Origin of the sequence: Fodinibius sediminis (assembly GCF_900182555.1) — a bacterium.
Classification (GTDB): domain Bacteria; phylum Bacteroidota; class Rhodothermia; order Balneolales; family Balneolaceae; genus Fodinibius; species Fodinibius sediminis.
In genome coordinates this window covers 132,870-150,375 of the sequence record NZ_FXTH01000011.1, presented here as the reverse complement: position 1 = coordinate 150,375, position 17,506 = coordinate 132,870, and the positions used below count along the sequence as shown (strand labels likewise).

General features: G+C 49.6%; 18 protein-coding genes. 14 read left to right on the top strand and 4 right to left on the bottom strand.

Features of this window, described 5'->3' with window-relative positions:
- Positions 1-84: 84 nt before the first annotated feature.
- A complete protein-coding gene (locus FN808_RS12945; protein ID WP_142715025.1) occupies positions 85-294 on the bottom strand; it encodes a hypothetical protein in 210 nt (69 codons plus the stop codon).
- A gap of 155 nt (positions 295-449) precedes the next feature.
- On the opposite strand from FN808_RS12945, the gene rplU reads away from it, so the two are divergent.
- The 4 genes from rplU (at position 450) to FN808_RS12925 (ending at position 3,723) form a co-directional block, all read left to right on the top strand.
- Positions 450-800, top strand: a complete 351-nt coding sequence (rplU, locus tag FN808_RS12940; RefSeq protein ID WP_142715024.1) for a 50S ribosomal protein L21 — start codon at positions 450-452, stop codon at positions 798-800.
- Between the two features lie 15 nt (positions 801-815).
- Positions 816-1,073 (top strand): 50S ribosomal protein L27, encoded by a 258-nt coding sequence (rpmA, locus tag FN808_RS12935; RefSeq protein WP_142715023.1) that lies wholly within the window; start codon positions 816-818, stop codon positions 1,071-1,073.
- Between the two features lie 70 nt (positions 1,074-1,143).
- Entirely contained in the window at positions 1,144-1,797 is a 654-nt protein-coding gene (locus FN808_RS12930; protein ID WP_142715022.1) for a fumarylacetoacetate hydrolase family protein, read from the top strand.
- A gap of 3 nt (positions 1,798-1,800) precedes the next feature.
- Positions 1,801-3,723: a M23 family metallopeptidase gene (locus tag FN808_RS12925; protein ID WP_142715021.1), complete on the top strand. Its 1,923-nt coding sequence runs from the start codon at positions 1,801-1,803 to the stop codon at positions 3,721-3,723.
- A 155-nt stretch (positions 3,724-3,878) separates the two neighbouring features.
- Here FN808_RS12925 and FN808_RS12920 read toward each other — a convergent pair whose 3' ends face one another.
- Complete coding sequence (locus FN808_RS12920) at positions 3,879-4,256, bottom strand: RidA family protein (protein WP_142715020.1); 378 nt, start codon at positions 4,254-4,256, stop codon at positions 3,879-3,881.
- Positions 4,231-5,058, bottom strand: a complete 828-nt coding sequence (locus FN808_RS12915; protein ID WP_142715019.1) for an alpha/beta fold hydrolase — start codon at positions 5,056-5,058, stop codon at positions 4,231-4,233. The genes FN808_RS12920 and FN808_RS12915 overlap by 26 nt, the downstream gene beginning before the upstream one ends.
- Before the next feature lie 150 nt (positions 5,059-5,208).
- Between FN808_RS12915 and FN808_RS12910 the strand changes: the two genes are divergently transcribed.
- From FN808_RS12910 to FN808_RS12865, 10 genes are all read left to right on the top strand, one after another.
- Positions 5,209-6,534, top strand: a complete 1,326-nt coding sequence (locus tag FN808_RS12910) for a tetratricopeptide repeat protein (protein ID WP_142715018.1) — start codon at positions 5,209-5,211, stop codon at positions 6,532-6,534.
- A 15-nt stretch (positions 6,535-6,549) separates the two neighbouring features.
- Positions 6,550-7,779 carry a tetratricopeptide repeat protein gene (locus FN808_RS12905; protein WP_185958398.1) on the top strand — a complete coding sequence of 410 codons (1,230 nt, stop codon included), beginning with the start codon at positions 6,550-6,552 and terminating at the stop codon, positions 7,777-7,779.
- An 11-nt stretch (positions 7,780-7,790) separates the two neighbouring features.
- The gene (locus FN808_RS12900; RefSeq protein ID WP_142715016.1) at positions 7,791-8,930 is read left to right on the top strand and encodes a cystathionine gamma-synthase; all 1,140 of its coding nucleotides are present in this window, start codon (positions 7,791-7,793) and stop codon (positions 8,928-8,930) included.
- A gap of 116 nt (positions 8,931-9,046) precedes the next feature.
- On the top strand, positions 9,047-10,228 hold the full coding sequence (locus FN808_RS12895; RefSeq protein ID WP_142715015.1) for an acetyl-CoA C-acyltransferase: 1,182 nt from the start codon (positions 9,047-9,049) through the stop codon (positions 10,226-10,228).
- Positions 10,229-10,388: 160 nt separating this feature from the next.
- Positions 10,389-11,489 carry a type IX secretion system outer membrane channel protein PorV gene (gene porV, locus FN808_RS12890; protein WP_142715014.1) on the top strand — a complete coding sequence of 367 codons (1,101 nt, stop codon included), beginning with the start codon at positions 10,389-10,391 and terminating at the stop codon, positions 11,487-11,489.
- 211 nt (positions 11,490-11,700) lie between these two features.
- Complete coding sequence (locus tag FN808_RS12885) at positions 11,701-12,483, top strand: PASTA domain-containing protein (protein WP_142715013.1); 783 nt, start codon at positions 11,701-11,703, stop codon at positions 12,481-12,483.
- 39 nt (positions 12,484-12,522) lie between these two features.
- Positions 12,523-13,209, top strand: a complete 687-nt coding sequence (rpe, locus tag FN808_RS12880) for a ribulose-phosphate 3-epimerase (RefSeq protein WP_142715012.1) — start codon at positions 12,523-12,525, stop codon at positions 13,207-13,209.
- Positions 13,210-13,298: 89 nt separating this feature from the next.
- A complete protein-coding gene (locus FN808_RS12875) occupies positions 13,299-14,318 on the top strand; it encodes a PhoH family protein (RefSeq protein ID WP_434084136.1) in 1,020 nt (339 codons plus the stop codon).
- A 62-nt stretch (positions 14,319-14,380) separates the two neighbouring features.
- Positions 14,381-15,169 (top strand): MBL fold metallo-hydrolase, encoded by a 789-nt coding sequence (locus FN808_RS12870; RefSeq protein ID WP_246068352.1) that lies wholly within the window; start codon positions 14,381-14,383, stop codon positions 15,167-15,169.
- Positions 15,166-15,960, top strand: a complete 795-nt coding sequence (locus FN808_RS12865; RefSeq protein WP_142715010.1) for a purine-nucleoside phosphorylase — start codon at positions 15,166-15,168, stop codon at positions 15,958-15,960. Before FN808_RS12870 ends, FN808_RS12865 begins: the two co-directional genes overlap by 4 nt.
- Positions 15,961-16,020: 60 nt before the next feature.
- Here the strand turns inward: FN808_RS12865 and FN808_RS12860 are convergent, their stop codons facing one another.
- Positions 16,021-17,502, bottom strand: a complete 1,482-nt coding sequence (locus FN808_RS12860; protein WP_142715009.1) for a cryptochrome/DNA photolyase family protein — start codon at positions 17,500-17,502, stop codon at positions 16,021-16,023.
- Between the last annotated feature and the right edge of the window lie 4 nt (positions 17,503-17,506).

The window sequence follows — 17,506 nt, the reverse complement described above, 5'->3', positions numbered from 1 at the left end:
TTATAATGAAAACACTTCAGCCGCCACTCTCTACAATCTTGGAGGCCAACATTTCTTTCTGTACCCAAATAAACTTCCCCTGAATTATATCGAGGGCTTTTCTTGCTCGCCGGCCTCTTCTATCAGGTCGGCATCCTTTTTCTGATGAATGGTATTCAACCGGCCGTTGGCGTCCTTGCGGGCCTCGTGGAGCTGAGAATCCTTGATCCATGCCCGTCCGCCGTCATGCTGCAGACGTTTTGTATTTTTGAACATAAAAGCCTGTTCGTGTAAATTCGGTAGTTTTTTATCCATCACGCTTATCTGTTACCGTTAAAAATCACTTTCCGTTTAACATACCACTTTTGACTCTTTTGTTCATCTAATTTTTTGCTTTGCTTTCAGCTTTGAAACGCTTATATTTGGAGTCTCTTGTAAAAGAATATTTATAACACAAAATAATCAATTAGATGTACGCAGTTGTAGAAATAGGTGGGCATCAGTATCGCGTCTCCGAAGGCGATGTCCTGTTTGTGGATAAACAAAGTGATGAGGTCGATCAGGCATTAACATTCGATCGGGTTCTGTTAATCAATGACAACGGAGAGGTAACGGTCGGCAAGCCTGCGGTTGAAGGTGCTACTGTTGAAGCTACCCTGCTGGACAATGTGAAATCAGACAAAGTCATTGTCTTTAAAAAGAAACGTCGCAAGGGCTACCGCGTAAAGCGAGGGCACCGTCAACCGATGTCACAGATTGAAATCAATACTATTTCTGTTGCATCAGGTTCTCAAGAGCAATCATCATCCGAAGAAGAATAAAAATTTCTGATAGTTATGGCACATAAGAAAGGACAAGGTTCGACAAAGAACGGTCGCGATTCGATATCCAAGCGGCTGGGCGTAAAGAAATATGGCGGAGAGAAAGTTCGCGCCGGTCACATCATCGTTCGTCAGCGGGGAACCAAATTCCATCCCGGTGAGAATGTAGGCCGTGGCAAGGACGATACCCTCTTTGCGAAAGAAGACGGGCAGGTAATGTTCCGGGTGCGATCCGGTGGACGCAAGTACGTAAGCGTAGAGCCCATCGCATAACGTTAATTTTTGGTATTTTTTTTAAAGCCTTGGTTTCCATAGAGACCGAGGCTTTTTTATATTACCCTCTATGGAACCTAAAAAACTACCTGGCTTACCACATCTCAGCGTTGGCTCGATCTTCTGTATCGGACGTAACTACGTCGCTCATGCCCGGGAACTTGAGCATGAGGTACCGGAACAGCCCCTCGTTTTTCTCAAGCCCGTCAGCAGTGTTACCTTTGAGGGCCCCGTGGTGCTGCCCCGGCAAAGCAGTGAGGTTCACCATGAAGTTGAGCTGGTCGTAGCTATTGGGAAAGGCGGGAAACATATTGAAGAGGAAGAGGCCCTTTCTCATGTAGCCGGCTACGCCGTAGGAATTGATCTTACCGCCCGCGACATCCAAAGGCGGGCAAAAGAAAAAGGCCATCCCTGGTCGGTTGCCAAGGGGTTTGATACCTTTGCCCCCCTCAGTTCCTTTATCGACAGCAGCCGCGTGAAGGATCCCCAGCAGCTGGAATTATCCCTGAGCGTCAACAAAGAAATTCGACAGCGGTCCAATACCCGGCTGATGATTTTCCCCGTGGCCAGGCTCATCAGCTACCTCTCAGACATATTCACCCTCCGGGCCGGCGACCTTATTTTCACTGGAACCCCTGAGGGAGTTTCCCCTGTTGAAAGCGGCGACTCCATTGAAGCGTCCCTGGATTCTCTATCAGTTCATTTGACCATGGAGGTACAATAGATTATGAAAAAAATCATTCTGCTCTCTTTGATTGTAATACTGTTTCCCCTCAGTATTACAGCTCAGCCTAACCAGCGTTTCGACCCTTCGGAAGCCACCTACCTCTGGCCCACCAATGCCAGCCATCATTTAACCTCTACTTTTGCAGAAACACGAACGGGACATTTTCATGCCGCCCTGGATATCAAAACATGGGGACGAAAAGGCTATGAGATCTACGCCACGCGCGACGGAGTAGTACACCGCCTGGCCGTCGGTCCCCGCGGTTACGGCAAGGTGATCTATTTGAAACATGACGACGGGTCGTTCTCGGTGTATGCCCACCTGATGAGCTTTAATGACAGACTGCAGCAATTTTCAGACTCCCTTCGCTTCGCTGAAAATTATGTCCCTTCTTTTGATCGCGTGGTCGAAGCCGAAAATATTCGGGTAAAGCAGGGAGATCTCATCGCCTACAGCGGTGCCTCCGGCATCGGACCGCCCCATTTGCACTTCGAGCTCCGCACACCCGATCAGCGCCCCTTTAATCCCCTTAAGACCAATCTTACGGTACGCGACAACATCGCTCCCAAAATTACAGGACTTTCTGTCGAACCGCTCGCTCCCGGATCCTTTGTTGAAGGACGGAAACAAATACATACCCGGCGACCACGCCGGCAAAACGGGAGCTACCACTTTGGTACTTTTGATGTTTCGGGACGTGTTGGACTTGGCCTCAATGCTTATGATCAATCAAACGGGGTATCCAATGCCTATGCTGTTTATGAACTGTCCATGTCGGTTGACGGTCGCGAGCTGTTTCGTTCCAAAGTCGACAGTTTCTCTTATGCCGAGACCAACCAGATGTTTATTGACCGCGTCTATCCTCTCCTGCGATCGTCGGGACAGGCATACCAGCGGCTTTTTGTGGCTGACGGCAACACCCTCTCCTTCTATCAGACCGACGGCCGGAAGGGACAGCTGGCACTGTCTGCCGGCGAGCACGCAGTGGAAATCACGGCTACCGATTATTTCGGCAATAAAAGCAGGGCCTTCCTCACTCTGCGGGTGCATGAACGGTCCACCCCCCGTTTTACCGGCGGTCAGCCACGCTTTTTCCCCAAAAAAATACGCGAAATTGATATTAACAACTGGCGCTGGTTCGACAATTGGGTTCTCATCCCCGAAGAGGATTACAGTGAACTTACCGTAGCCACACCCGACCCATGGAGGCTGACTTCTCACGGGGAAAACATCATCGTCGATTTAGACCTCCTGGATAACTTTTTTATGAATATTCCCGGGATGAGTCCCACCATTTTTCACAGGATGCAGCCGGAACACAGGGGCTTAATCACTTCGGTAAACCGGCAGGCCATGGCTCTCTTTCCAAAGCATTCCTTTTATGATACCGTTTCCGTTACCTTGTCTGCAGAAAGATTCAGCACCGACTCCATTCGTGTCATCGTGGGACCGGAGGCCTACCCCCTCAATAAAGAATATACGCTTATGGTCGAACGGGATTCCATGTTAACGGATACCTCAAAGTTAGCGTTCTACAAGCACAACAAACGATATAACCGCTGGTACTGGATCCCCACGCGTTTCACGGATTCCCATATGATTGCAGAGACGAACACCCTGGGAACCTTCATCAGCAGAAGAGACCGGGAACCTCCCAGGCTAAGCCGTCCGCGCCTGCACCAGCGTCCCGACGGCCAATGGCTGATCTACATAAATGCTTCGGACCAGCTCTCCGGCATTGATGAAAAACGCACCAGGATTTCCGTCAACGGCCAGCGCGGCCTCGGCGAGTACGAACCCGAAGATGGGCGGATTGTGTACTACCACCCCCGGTTTCAGCCCTCTTCATCGATGGATATCCAGGTTGAAATTTATGACCGGATGGGGAATAAAACAGAACAAATGTTTCACTTGGGCCAATGAGACCGGCTTTCTTGCCCGAATACACATATCCCGCTACTCCCTTGTGTTGCGGTTAATTCCCCTGATTACCCATATCCCCTTTTCCATTTGTTACGGACGGATACCAGCCTGCAGGGACCGGAAACAAGAAAAGCCACCGGTGGAGCAAGTCCCGCTTAAATATAGGCCGTGCAGCCAACTTCAACCTTGCAATTTTTGGGAAGAGTTTTAACCGCTACCGTCTCGCGCGCGGGAGGTTCGCTTTCAAAATAGCGACCGTATATTTCATTGACAGTCGCAAAATCGTCCATGTCAGCAAGATAGATTCCACACTTTATAACTTTGCTAAAATCTGATCCGGCTTCCCCTAAAACGGCCTTCAGGTTTTCCATCACCTGCCTGGCCTGCGAGGCCACATCCGGGCCCGCAAACTCCATCGTCTCGGGATCCAGTCCGATCTGACCGGAACAATACACCAGGTCGCCATGAACAACCGCCTGGCTGTAGGGTCCAATAGCATCGGGGGCATCAGAGCTGTGGATGATCTTCTTCATAGTTTCTTGTTTTAGAATTGGGATTGTCTTCCAATCGGTCCAAAAAATCCTTTAGCAGGGTGGCAAACTGGGTGGGATGCTCCATCATGGGTGCATGCCCGCACTTGTCAATCCAGTGCAGTTCGGCATTGGGTATTTTTTCCAAAAACATATGGGCAACCTCGGGCGGTGTAATTTCGTCCTGTTTTCCCCAGATAAGAAGTACCTCCTGGTTAATCTCCGGAAGATACTTTTCCATGTTGTAAGAATGAGTATCACGGGTAAGGGCCAGCAGCTTGGTCAGTTTGGAGGGCGATTTTACGACCTTCATAATTTCGTCCATCACCGTGTCGTCAATAAGATCTTCGTAGAACGTAAGATTGGCCTGCTTGCGGATAAAGTTGCGATCCTTGCGCCGCGGGAAGGTAGAACCAAAATCCTTCTCAAGGAGCCCGGAACTGCCCGTCAACACTAAAGCAGCAACCTCATCCGGGTACTTGCGGGTATAGTCGAGCGCCAGATGCCCCCCCATGGAATTACCGAGAAGAACCGGCTGCTCTATGTTCAATTCCTTACAAAAAGAACGCAGCCATTGGGTGAGCCTGCTGATCGAAATTTCTCTTACTCCCAATTCATAAATAGGAATTTTAGGAACAAAAATAGTATAGCCCTGTATCTTTTTAAGGAGGGGATCATAATTACTCAACCCGCCAAACATCCCGTGCAGCAGAACCAAGTGCTGTGCATCAGGGTTTTCGGCTTGGATATTTAAATATTCAAAGCCGTTTTTCGTATGTACTTTAAAATCACTCGTTCCAAACATGCATTATCTCAGATCAATTAAAAAAATTATGAAAACAGCGCCACAATATAACAATTTCTAATTGATAATATTGCAGAAAGGGCGATATATGGTTACTTTCCCTTTCGACTTAATGGATCTTAATATAGAATATTATAGAAATATATCATCATGTTAATAAAAAAATTACCTCACGTACTGTTAACACTACTTATCGGCGTTCTGGTTGGTTGCGGAAGCTCCAACCCACTGGCTGATAAAGCGCAGTCTAACATTGAAAGTCAGAATTTTGAGGAAGCACTTGCTGCCGCCGAAGAATCTATACAAACAAACCCACAAGATCCACTGGGGTACTATTACAAGGGAGTTGCACTGGGAGAAATAGCCGGTGCCGAAGAAGATCCTGAGGCCCGTGCTGAAACCTACAAGGAAATGAATGCCGCCTTTACAAAAGCTCAGGAACTGGCGGCCGAGTCTGAGGATGTGCCCGGCGAAGTTGAACGCATTAACGCTGTCAAAAACGTGCTCTGGCAAACAGAACACAACCGTGCGGTTGAACTGGCCACCGACGACAGCCTGAAGCAGGCCGTCAATCAGCCGCTTGAGAAATCAATGCAGCATTTGAAAAATGCTACGATCATTCAGCCCGACAGCCTCCTTTCCTGGAACGTCCTCTCCCAGGTAGCGGCCATGAATCAAAACTTTGAGGAAGCGGCCAGTGCCAAAGAGAAATACATTTCCATGGTTCAGGATACGACCCTGGAAGCCAATGATTACCTGCAGCTGGCCAGTTATAACTACCAGCTTGACAACCAACAGGCCGTCGTGACGGCCCTCGAAGATGCTTACGAGCAATTTCCCGAAAACCAGGAGATTGTATCCAACCTTGCTGATGCTTATCAGCGGATCGGCGAGCCGGAAAAAGCCATTTCAACCGTTGAAAAACTCGTTGAACAGGAACCGGACAATCCGCAATTTCACCTTGTACTCGGAACGCAGATTTACCAGCAGGCACTCACCCTGAACGACAGTCTCTCACAAAACTCCAACCAGATCCTGCAGCTGCAGCAGAAACTCAACAGCAGCGGCGGGGCTGAAAAGCAGAATATTCAGCAACAGATCACCAGCCTGGAACAGGAAAATGCACAGCTGCAGTCCAGAATTGATGAGCTGACCAATAAAGCGGAAGAAGAGCTGAATACCGTGCTCGAATACCGTCCCAATGACGATGCAGCCTACAACACCCTGGGTATTATCTACCAGAACAAGGCAAAAGCCATCTTCGACAAGCGAAATCGAACGACGGACAATGCCAAGGCTGCAGAGCTCGATAAACAGGGACGCAGCCTGCTGCAGGAAGCCATGAAAAACTACGAGCGAGCTGCAGAAATCAAACCCAACAATCAGGGATACTGGAAAAGCCTGTTCAGCATCTACACGGCACTGGGCATGGATGAGAAAGCACAGGAAGCGATGGAAAAAGCCGGAATGCAATAAATCAGTTGGCTCTATATGATTACTATTTATACCCGAATGGCAAGCCTTGTGCTTGCATTCGGGTTCTTTTTTGGATGCTCTGTCTCTAAAAACACCTTCGACAAGGCACCCACAGCGGCTTCAGATAAACTTTCTGAAGCACAACTTGAACAACGTATTTCAGCGATCGACAAGCAGCTGGAGTCTGCTCCTGCCAACTCCGCGCTCTATTACGAAAAAGGATCCCTGTTGATAAGATGGGCTCAGGCAAAGGAGCAGCCCTCCCGCCGGACACCTCTGTACAGCAAGGCGGAAATCATCCTCCAAAAAGCAGACAGCTTATTTGAGTCCCGTCCAGTGGCACGACTGGACACCCAGCACTATTACAAGCTTCAAAAGATCGCCTGGAGCGAAGAACACAACCAGGGTATACAGGCTTCGAAAAATGCCTCTTCCAGCGAAGACTACCGTCAGGCCGCCCTCTATTTCAATAATGCAATAGCGATTATGCCCGACAGCCTCATTTCCTATAAGCTAGGAAGCCGGATGTATTACAAGGGGAACGAGCCCCGGCGAGCTATTACAGTTCTGGAATATGCCCGGCAAAATGTAACCCCGCTGCCGGTAGACCTCCTGGAGTCGTTGGCTTACCTGTATGTAGAAACGGAACAACTGGCAAAGGCCATTCAGACCTATGAAGAAGCAAGAGCCCGGCACAGGCACAGTTTTAATCTAATGCATGGGTTATCCAATGCCTATATTGAAGCCGGGAATCATCATAATGCGATTCAACTGCTGCTTCAGCTACATAACAGAAAACCGGGAAATACCAAATACCAGTATTCTCTGGCCTCCGAATTTTATAAGGCCGGGCGGGAACAGGTCATAGCCATGGTAACGGAACTGGAAGAAAAGGATAATTTTAACACTGCCGTCTTTTCTACGGCCGACTCCCTTTTTGGCCGTGCCGAGCATCATTACAGGCAAATTCTGAACAGGCAGCCCAATAATGCCCAGGTGTTATACAAGACGGCACAATTTTATCAGAACAGGGCAGCCCAGTATCAACGACTACTGCCCCATCTCCGGGATGAGAATGAAGCGGATATCCGTCGCATGATCCAACAGAGCATATCGTCATCGGTGCCGCTGCTGGAACAGCTTAGCCGGCAGAAGCCTTCAAAACGCCTGTGGGAATATCTTTATCGGACCTACAGTTACCTGGGAATGAAGACAAAAGCAGAAGAAGCAAAAGCTAATTTCTAAATCGCTTTAACATGAAATTCAATACCAAAACGATCCATGCCGGGCAGCAACCGGAAGAAACTTCCGGCGCTGTCATGCCCCCGATTTTCCAAACATCTACGTATGCACAGCAAGCGCCCAATGTGAATAAGGGTTATGATTATGCACGTGTAGGCAACCCTACCCGCACGGCCCTGGAAAAATTGATTGCCGGGCTGGAGGATGCCGATCAGTGCGCCTGTTTTGCCAGTGGATGTGCAGCTATTGATGCGGTCCTGAAAATGTTTCGTCCCGACGACCATATTATAGCCTCCAATGACCTGTATGGAGGAACATACCGCCTGTTCACCCAGGTATTTGAACCCATGGGCATTGATTTCTCCTTTGTTGACATGACCAGCCTCTCCGAGGTTGAACAGGCCCAAACTGATAACACCAAGCTTCTGTGGATAGAGACGCCCACCAATCCCCTGCTCCGCATTGTTGATATTGAAGCACTTACAAACTTTGCCCGCGAGCATGAGATCCTTTCTGTGGTAGATAACACTTTTGCATCGCCTTACCTTCAGCGGCCGCTGACGCTCGGATCCGACATGGTGCTGCATTCTACCACCAAATACCTCGGGGGGCACTCGGATGTCATCGGTGGCGCCGTAGCCACTTCTGATGAAGAAGTAATGGAAAAACTACGGTTCCAGGTCAAAACCACCGGTGCCGTACCCGGTCCCATGGATTGCTATCTTACCCTGCGGGGCATCAAGACGCTATCGGTTCGCATGCGCCAGTCGGTTGAGAATGCCAAAGAAATTGCTTCCTTCCTGCAGGACCATCCGCAGGTCGACCAAACCATCTATCCGGGCCTTCGCTCCCATAAACAGCATGATATTGCAAAAAAACAGATGGACGATTTCGGGGCCATGATTTCGTTCTCCCTGAAGGATGATTCCCAGGAAAAAGCCCACAATTTTATGAGCCAAACCTCCATTTTTACCCTTGCAGAGAGCCTGGGCGGAGTAGAATCACTAATCAGCCATCCCGCCTCCATGACCCATGCTTCCATTCCAAGGGAAGTTCGTGAAAAAGCGGGGCTCAAGGATTCTCTCATTCGCCTGTCGGTGGGCATCGAAGACGCCGAAGATCTTATTGAGGACCTCGCACAGGCTTTTGGGTAGAACCAAACACCCGGAGGAACAGCCCTTCCTGCTTCCTTTTGTGGCTGCCTCTTTTTACCTTATACGCTGTACGGTGCACCTTCATCCTATTTTTAACGGCAAAGGGGATCAATACCATGAGAAATGTTGTTATCGTCGAAGCTAAACGAACACCAATCGGATCTTTCGGAGGCCTCCTTTCCTCCTTCTCGGCTCCCGAACTCGGAGCGGTAACCATCACGGAAGTAATTAAAAGCTCCGGTATCAAACCCGACCACGTACAGGAGGTCGTATTTGGCAATGTGCTGACGGCCGGCATCGGGCAGGCTCCGGCTCGTCAGGCAGCCCTGAAGGCCGGATTATCGGAGCGCACACCTGCAACGACCGTCAATAAAGTCTGTGCATCGGGGATGAAGGCTGTTATGATTGCCGCCAACCAGATTCAGCTGGGTGAAGCTGACATTATTGCTGCCGGAGGTATGGAAAGCATGAGCAATGTCCCCTACTACCTCTCCAAACACCGGTTTGGATCGAAGCTCGGACACGCACAAGCAGAGGATGGCATCATCAAGGATGGTCTGTGGGATGTATATAATGATTTCCACATGGGAAATGCCGCCGAAATTTGTGCCTCCGAATGTCATTTCAGCCGAGAAGATCAGGATGATTTTGCCATCACCTCCTACAAACGGGCTATGCAGGCTCACAAAGACGGTGGTTTTAAGGATGAAATCATTGAAATGAAAGTAACAGACCGCAAAGGCAACGTCACCAAAAACCGTATGGACGAAGAACTGGAACGCGTCAATTTCGAAAAGATCCCGAAATTGCGCCCGGTCTTCAGCGAGGACGGAACGGTCACTGCGGCCAATGCCAGCAGTATCAATGACGGCGCTGCAGCTGTTTTACTCATGAGCGAAGAGAAAGCAAATGAACTGGGTCTTGAGCCCCTGGCACGGATACTCAGCCAGGCCAGCGCGGCCAAACAGCCCGAATGGTTTACCACAGCCCCGTCTGATGCCATGCCCAAAGCAATGAAACGGGCGGGGATAAAGAAAGAAGAGATTGATCTCTTTGAAATCAACGAGGCATTTTCAGTGGTTTCCCTGGCCAATAACCAGCTCATGGAACTTGATCCTGAGAAAGTTAACATCCATGGAGGCGCCGTCAGTCTCGGGCATCCCATCGGCTGTTCAGGAGCACGTATTATAGTCACCCTGATCCATGCCCTGAAGAAAACCGGCGGAACCTTTGGCTGTGCCGGGATCTGCAATGGCGGTGGAGGAGCTTCTGCCATGGTGATAGAACATCTCCATTAAAAGCATTTTTTGATCTGAAGTATCAACTATCACGGTACCCATCTTTTATTATTGTCGGATTTTACAGATATTAGCATAAGGACATTGCATTGAACCTGCAGGCAAGCATCTTTATTCGCGTGTTTTGCTGCTCTTATTCTCACTGGTACCCTTTATTGATATGAGAAGAACAACACTTCCTCTTTTTATACTCCTGTTGCTGTGTATTGGCACCGCAGAGGCCCAGGTAGGTATAACCTCCGTACCTTTTCTGCAAATCGAACCTGATTCACGCGCTGCCGGTATGGGCAACACCGGGGTCGCCCTTGCGGACAATGCTTCTGCCGTTTTCTGGAATCCCGCCGGACTGGCTTTTCAGACGGGCAACCAGGTCAGCATCACCCACAGTGAATGGCTGCCCCAGTTCAATGCCGACCTCTTTTACGACTACCTTGTGGGGAAATATCATGTTGAGGATATAGGCACTTTCGGCGCACACATAACGTATCTGAATTTGGGGGAACAGCAGCGCACCTCCCTGGATAACCCCACGGGCGAAGGACTCGGACGCTTCAACAGTTATGAATTTGCCGGCGGCATCTCTTATGGATACCAGATTAATGACAACTGGTCGGTGGGCTCTGGAGTTCGGTTTATTCACAGCAGCCTGGCCGACGGGGATATCGAAGGCGACAAGATTGAACCCGGATCAAGCGTGGGTTTTGATCTGGCCGGGATGTACCAGGCTGATCCTTTTACATTCCTGGATCGGGAGGCCTCCTGGAGTGCCGGACTCAATATCTCCAATATTGGTCCGGGTGTGAGTTATACAAACAATGCCGAAAAGGATCCACTGCCCACCATGTTCCGCATTGGGTGGTCATTCAAGACCAACCTTGACAAGCAGGGGATCAATACCCTTACCATTGCCAATGATGTTTCCAAAGTCATGGCCCGGGAAGATGAGGGAGCAGTAAGCTCGCTCTTTACCTCTTGGGGGGCTTTTAAGCGGGACATCGGTAATGGAAGAACGGCTTCCCTGAATACCTTTCAACAGTTGATGGTGGCCACGGGCCTGGAATACTGGTACAATGAACTGTTTGCCGTGCGCAGTGGTTATTACTACGAAGATCCCAATAATGGGGACCGACAGTTCCTGACACTTGGTGCCGGGCTCCGGTATCAGTTCTTTGGGGTTGACTTCAGCTATATCTATACGCTCGGAGATGAAAACCATCCCCTGGCTAATACCACCCGGTTCGGGCTGCTGCTCAATTTTTAACCGAAGACGGCCTTCAGCTGACAAGCACCCGCCCGGACAAGCACATGGTCCCCGTTCGCCTTCATCCGTGCGGTTCAGCTTAAAAAAGGTGCAACAGCTCTTGGGAAAAGCCGGAACATACATGGCATTCCACAATTTTATACTGGTACTGTCGTTTTATTTTATTTCACGAACTATCGTTCTTCCTCTGACCAAAAAGTGTATGTAACCTATGCAGAAAACCAAGAAAATCTATTTCAGTATCGGGGGGGTTGTCATCGCGGGCATCCTGTTCCTGCTGTTGATGGATAATGTGATTATGCCCGCTTATACCAATTACAATGAAGGCGTTACTGTACCCAATGTCTCACAGATTTCGCTCGAGGATGCCAAACAGGAACTTACGGATCGTGGACTACGGTATGAATTGGCCGAACGGCGATCCAACGAAGCATACCCGGCTGATTATGTTATTGATCAAACCCCGGCCGCATCAAAAATTGTCAAACCGGATCGCAAAGTATACCTGACCGTCAACTCGGAGGCAAATCCCACCGTCAAGGTACCTGAAGTTGTGGATATGTCGCTCCGGAATGCCCGGATCCAGCTACAAAACGCAGGATTGAGCCTCGGGACCATCAGCTACGAGTCCTCACGGTTTAAAAACAGCGTGCTCAGGCAATCTGTGCCTCCCCAGACCGTGGTACCCAAGGGCACAAGTATTGACCTCGCCGTAAGTGACGGACTCGGGGAAAAGCTGGTTGCTATCCCCGAGATAAAAGGGCTCCGGCTTGCAGAAGCTCAACAGAAGCTTCGCGAGAAAGGGCTTCGGGTCGGTGAGATTGAATACCAGCCTTCAAAGGAAGTGTCTCCGAATATCATTCTTGATTATTCTCCGCGCGATGACCAGCTCATTGAAGGCGAACGACTGAAACTCATTGTATCAGAGCGTTACGGGAACCAGGAAGAGACTGAATCCGGTGCTGTAGTGGATACAACCGGTGCACGAAATTAACCCCATTGGCAATACCCAAATAACTTTTACCATTCATCTATGGACAACCAGCAACCTATTTTAGCACCTTCCATTTTAGCGGCGGATTACACTCAGCTTGGAGCACAAATTCAAGCATGTAACAAGGCCGGCATTGAGTGGCTGCACTGCGATATTATGGATGGTCATTTTGTACCTAACATAAGTTACGGACCCGCGATTGTACAGGCTGCCGCTGATAGTACGGACGCTTTTATAGATGTCCACCTGATGATTGAAAATCCGGATGCGTACATCCGTGCTTTTGTGGATGCCGGCGCAAACCAGATAACCGTACACCAGGAAACATGCACGCACCTGCACCGTACCATTCAGTCCATTCGCCAGCACGGACTCGCCGCAGGCGTAGCCATTAACCCCGCAACCTCGCTACAGTCCATCGAACCCATCCTGAACGATGTAAACCTTGTGCTGCTCATGAGTGTAAATCCCGGCTTTGGCGGACAATCCTTTATCCCGGCCACCTATCAACGCCTGCAGCGCCTGTGCACAATGCGAGAGGAACAGCAGGCAGACTTTCTTATTGAGGTCGATGGCGGAGTTAATCTCGATAATATTGAAAAAGTCAGCCGTTCAGGTGCTGAAGTCTTCGTAGCGGGCAGTGCGGTATTCAAAGCCCCTGATATTCCCCAACGCATCGCTGACCTCCGGGAGAAGGCGCAGATTGGAAAAGAGATGATTGTATAGCCGGCAATAACTTTGTAATTATTCTCCTTTACAATATTTTCAAACAATTTCCTTATTTTTGGTATCAACATTAATCACACTATTTGAACTTGGCCAAAAAAGAGGTTTCTACTATCGCAGATCAACCAACCGTTAGCGACCAGACATACCAGATAACTCAGGTAGAACCGGTCCTTGTTCTGGGGTTCAGAGACGAACATTTGAAAAAACTGGAAGAAGCTTACCCCGAAACAACGCTCACCGCACGAGGCAATAATATCAAAATTGCGGGTCCAACCCAGAACCGGCAGGAACTTTTGGAAATTTTCGCCGAACTGGAAGCCATGGCAAAGCAAAACGGGGACCTGACGGACCGGGATGTAAAAACCGTACTGGCACTTAAAAAGGACAATCAGCAGGCTCAACGCCCCAACCCCCTGCGCAATAAAAGCGTCAAGGGTGATTTTATCCTCAATACCTATGACGGGGAAGCCATCACAGCCAAAACGCCCGGCCAGAAACAGATTGTAAGAGCCTCTGCCACCAACGATATTGTTTTCACCATCGGCCCGGCGGGTACAGGCAAGACCTATACCTCCGTAGCGCTGGCTGTGCGGGCTCTCAAGGAGCGGAAAGTTAAAAAAATCATTCTGGCCCGGCCGGCAGTGGAAGCGGGCGAGACACTGGGATTTCTTCCCGGCGACCTCCGCGAAAAAATCGATCCCTATTTACGTCCCCTCTATGACGCTCTGGAGGATATGATTGAGTATGATCGCCTGGAACTTCACCTGGCTAAAAACATCATCGAAATTGCTCCCCTCGCCTACATGCGCGGACGAACACTGAATAATGCCTTCGTCATTCTGGATGAGGCCCAGAATGCCACCAATATGCAGATGAAGATGTTTCTGACCCGCATTGGCTTTAACAGCCGTGCCATCATCACCGGTGATATCACCCAGACCGATCTGCCAAGGAAACAGCAGTCAGGGCTGATTTCCATTCAGCATATCCTCAAAGATATTGAAGGCATCTCCTTTGTTTACCTCGATGAGAACGATGTGGTCCGCCACCGCCTGGTACGCGAGATCATTGAGGCCTACGATCGGCATGAGAATAAAAACAAATAGCCTTGTAAGATTCCCGTACTTTCAGCTCTTGCCTATTTCAAATGAATAAAACAGACAAAACGTTGAATAAAACACGCGCTGTACCGTTATATGAAGGTACTTTTTCCGTGGGACTCGACAAAAAATTCAATCGCATAGACCGCGAGGATCCTCCTTCCAAAGGGGCATTGAAAATCTCACTCAATCCCTTTTTGATTCAATCCGGGGATAAAAACATTCTTTTTGATGTTGGTATCGGAGACTTTGGCGAAGGCACCAGTACTGAAACCATTAAAACCAATCTTTCGGCCCAAAACCTGAGTGAGTATGATATCACAGATATTTTTGCGAGTCACCTGCATTACGACCATATCGGAGGTCTGGCCGGGCGCAGCTCCGGCTACTGGGAGCTGACCTTCCCGGACGCAACGCTATGGGTTTCTGAAAAAGAATGGCAGCAGATTATCAGCAGAGAACAGTATTATGATGAGGAAAAGACCGAATTTATCCACTTCATTGATGCAAAAGCCGATCTGAAGTTCCTGGACAAGGAGGATCAGCCCTACCCTGAGTTACAGGTTGAAACAATTGGGGGGCATACCAAATATTCGCAGCTCCTCCTGTTTGATGATGGACAGCAAAAATACATGATGGCCGGCGATGTATTGGCTACACGTGGCGAAGTAAATAGAAAATTTGAAGCCAAATATGATTTTAATGCCAAAAAAAGCATGAAGATCCGGGAACAGCTGACACGCAAGGCGTACGAGGAAGATTTTACGATTATGGGCTATCACGACAGCCATCATCCACTATTCAATTTGACGGGATACGACGAGCAGCGCGGCTATAAAATTGTCTCCCTGTCATGACCTCCATTCCCTCTTATGCCCACCGCATTTCCAAATATCTCAGGGCAAATGGAATCTCGGACGATATGGAGACAGCCATAATTCTGGGTTCAGGCCTCGGGGACTTTGCTACCCATATTGAAGACCCCCGGGCCTTCTCCTACTCTGATATCCCGGGGATGCCACAAACCTCTGTCACGGGCCATGACGGAACACTGCTTACCGGGACTGTCAACGATCACCAAATCATAGCCTTTGCCGGCCGATTTCATTATTACGAAGGGTTTTCCTTTGAACAGACGGCTCTGCCCGTCTATCTGGCTAAGCTGCTGGGAATAGAAAAGCTGATCATCTCCAATGCCGCCGGAGCCATCAATACCTCCTTTTCGGTCGGAGATCTTATGGTCATCGAAGACGTCATCCGGGGTAACGCAATGATCTCCCCGTCCGGACAGCAGCGGCATGCCTACCGGCATCATCAGTGGGTTGACAGCGTTCGTTCCATCGCAGCTGATTTGAAGCTGCCCACTCAGCGGGGCACCTATATGTATGTCAAGGGGCCCAATTATGAAACAAAAGCCGAAATACGCTACTTTAGAAGACTGGGTGCAGATGCGGTGGGGATGTCAACGGCACCCGAGCTTTTCGAGGCGGCCCGGCTGGAACTCAAATCGGTTGCCATTTCTCTCATCAGCAATATGGCTTCCGGTGTGACAGATGGGAAACTTGACCATGAAGAAGTCAAAGCTGCTGCCGATGCACGCAGAAGTGACTTTGCCCGGCTGGTCAAAGCACTCATCGAAAGGCTGTAGCAGATGGCCGGATTCACAGACTCCTTTCACCGGAGGCAGCGATTCACAAGCTATGCCCTGTTACCCTTCAAGGTTCTGTTGACGGCCGTATTCTTTGAGATATTGATCCAATTTCAGTTTGCGACGGGCACTTTTGCTGGTCATATAGCGCACCTTTCCAAAAATGGGGCGCTCCTGCCAGGCCCGGTCAAAACGTCCGAAACACCAGAAAATCCCTGAATAGCTGTTCGGATCCCGCCCGTCGATGGCAAAGCGATTATTAAGTTCAATCAGGTACGCCAGGGCTATCTCCGGACTGGGCGTCCACTGGATGACCTTCTTCCCCCAAAGCATCCGCAGGTAATTGTGCATCACCCCCTGCTCCCGGAGCTGGGTCTGTGCTGCATTCCACAGCTCATCATGGGTTTGAGACTGAGCCAATTCTTCCAGTTCGTAAATGTGTTCGCGATCATCATGCCTGTGTTGCTCTAGCGTCTCAAGGGCCCATTCGGGAAGCGACTCGTATTGATCGTACGCAGGCTCATGATGAGCAAAATGGAAGCCCACCTCGCGCCAGGTTATGACCTCGTCCAGGAAGCTGTCCACATTGGGATCCCCGTTAAAGAATCCTCCCGTAGAACCGTTGTTGTAGGTAATATCATCCAGATTCCAGGGCTTCGGCTGGTGGTTCAGCACCGCCTGCACAATTTCGAACTCCGATATTTTGCCAAAATGAAGCCATGGGCTCAGCCCGCTGGTTACTCGCGCATCGGGATCATTCCGCTGTTCGTCGTATTTTGACAATCCATGCTGAATAAACTGCCCCAGCTTTCCAAGGGCGGCCTGGCGTGTACCCTTGAGCTCAATGGCCTTCACCTCATGGCTGATATCCAGAGAAGCGGTAAACGCAGCGATATTCTGCAGCCGCTCTGCACTTTTTTGCCTGGCCTGTTTTGCTTTATCATCCAGCTCAACCGCTCCCGGTTGCTCGAGCCCTTCCAGCGGATGCCGGTCTGGAGGCGAGCTGTAACATTCCAGGAAATGCCGCTGCATGATTTTTCGGAAAAAATAAGCGTTATAAGGTGCCTTGTCGGTAATTCCCAGGGGAATCAGACCATTGGAATCCACTGTGGTAAAAGAAACGGCCAGTTCCTCTCCGAGCCTTTCATTGCGTTCGCGAATAAAAAAAACGGGATACTCATCACTGATCAGGCAACAGGCCCGCTCCAGAAGATGGCCAAGCAATGCCCGGCTTTCACCGGGTGTTCCCTCAACGACCGGTAGATAGTCGATCCCCTTACGCTCCGCCATTGCAAGATGTTCCGCCATGCCCTCCATGTAGAAAGTGTGAATGCGATCGGAGGCCCAGTGATAATCGCAGGTAAGTTCCTCATAAATAAGCAGCGGCTTGTTCAGCTTATTGGCCCATCCAACCACATAATCAAGCGCATAGTTATACTGGAGACGGTGATTCGTCTGCATCCAGTACAACACATAATCTCCCTCCGGATCTGCTTGCACTTCATTTCGTCTAAAGACACGGTGGCTGTTGATATTTTGCATAAGG

What these genes read in the sequence shown, in the direction of transcription:
- FN808_RS12945 (WP_142715025.1), bottom strand. Translation starts at nt 294, where the DNA reads ATGGATAAAAAACTACCGAATTTACACGAACAGGCTTTTATGTTCAAA.
- rplU (WP_142715024.1), top strand. Translation starts at nt 450, where the DNA reads ATGTACGCAGTTGTAGAAATAGGTGGGCATCAGTATCGCGTCTCCGAA.
- rpmA (WP_142715023.1), top strand. Translation starts at nt 816, where the DNA reads ATGGCACATAAGAAAGGACAAGGTTCGACAAAGAACGGTCGCGATTCG.
- FN808_RS12930 (WP_142715022.1), top strand. Translation starts at nt 1,144, where the DNA reads ATGGAACCTAAAAAACTACCTGGCTTACCACATCTCAGCGTTGGCTCG.
- FN808_RS12925 (WP_142715021.1), top strand. Translation starts at nt 1,801, where the DNA reads ATGAAAAAAATCATTCTGCTCTCTTTGATTGTAATACTGTTTCCCCTC.
- FN808_RS12920 (WP_142715020.1), bottom strand. Translation starts at nt 4,256, where the DNA reads ATGAAGAAGATCATCCACAGCTCTGATGCCCCCGATGCTATTGGACCC.
- FN808_RS12915 (WP_142715019.1), bottom strand. Translation starts at nt 5,058, where the DNA reads ATGTTTGGAACGAGTGATTTTAAAGTACATACGAAAAACGGCTTTGAA.
- FN808_RS12910 (WP_142715018.1), top strand. Translation starts at nt 5,209, where the DNA reads ATGTTAATAAAAAAATTACCTCACGTACTGTTAACACTACTTATCGGC.
- FN808_RS12905 (WP_185958398.1), top strand. Translation starts at nt 6,550, where the DNA reads ATGATTACTATTTATACCCGAATGGCAAGCCTTGTGCTTGCATTCGGG.
- FN808_RS12900 (WP_142715016.1), top strand. Translation starts at nt 7,791, where the DNA reads ATGAAATTCAATACCAAAACGATCCATGCCGGGCAGCAACCGGAAGAA.
- FN808_RS12895 (WP_142715015.1), top strand. Translation starts at nt 9,047, where the DNA reads ATGAGAAATGTTGTTATCGTCGAAGCTAAACGAACACCAATCGGATCT.
- porV (WP_142715014.1), top strand. Translation starts at nt 10,389, where the DNA reads ATGAGAAGAACAACACTTCCTCTTTTTATACTCCTGTTGCTGTGTATT.
- FN808_RS12885 (WP_142715013.1), top strand. Translation starts at nt 11,701, where the DNA reads ATGCAGAAAACCAAGAAAATCTATTTCAGTATCGGGGGGGTTGTCATC.
- rpe (WP_142715012.1), top strand. Translation starts at nt 12,523, where the DNA reads ATGGACAACCAGCAACCTATTTTAGCACCTTCCATTTTAGCGGCGGAT.
- FN808_RS12865 (WP_142715010.1), top strand. Translation starts at nt 15,166, where the DNA reads ATGACCTCCATTCCCTCTTATGCCCACCGCATTTCCAAATATCTCAGG.
- FN808_RS12860 (WP_142715009.1), bottom strand. Translation starts at nt 17,502, where the DNA reads ATGCAAAATATCAACAGCCACCGTGTCTTTAGACGAAATGAAGTGCAA.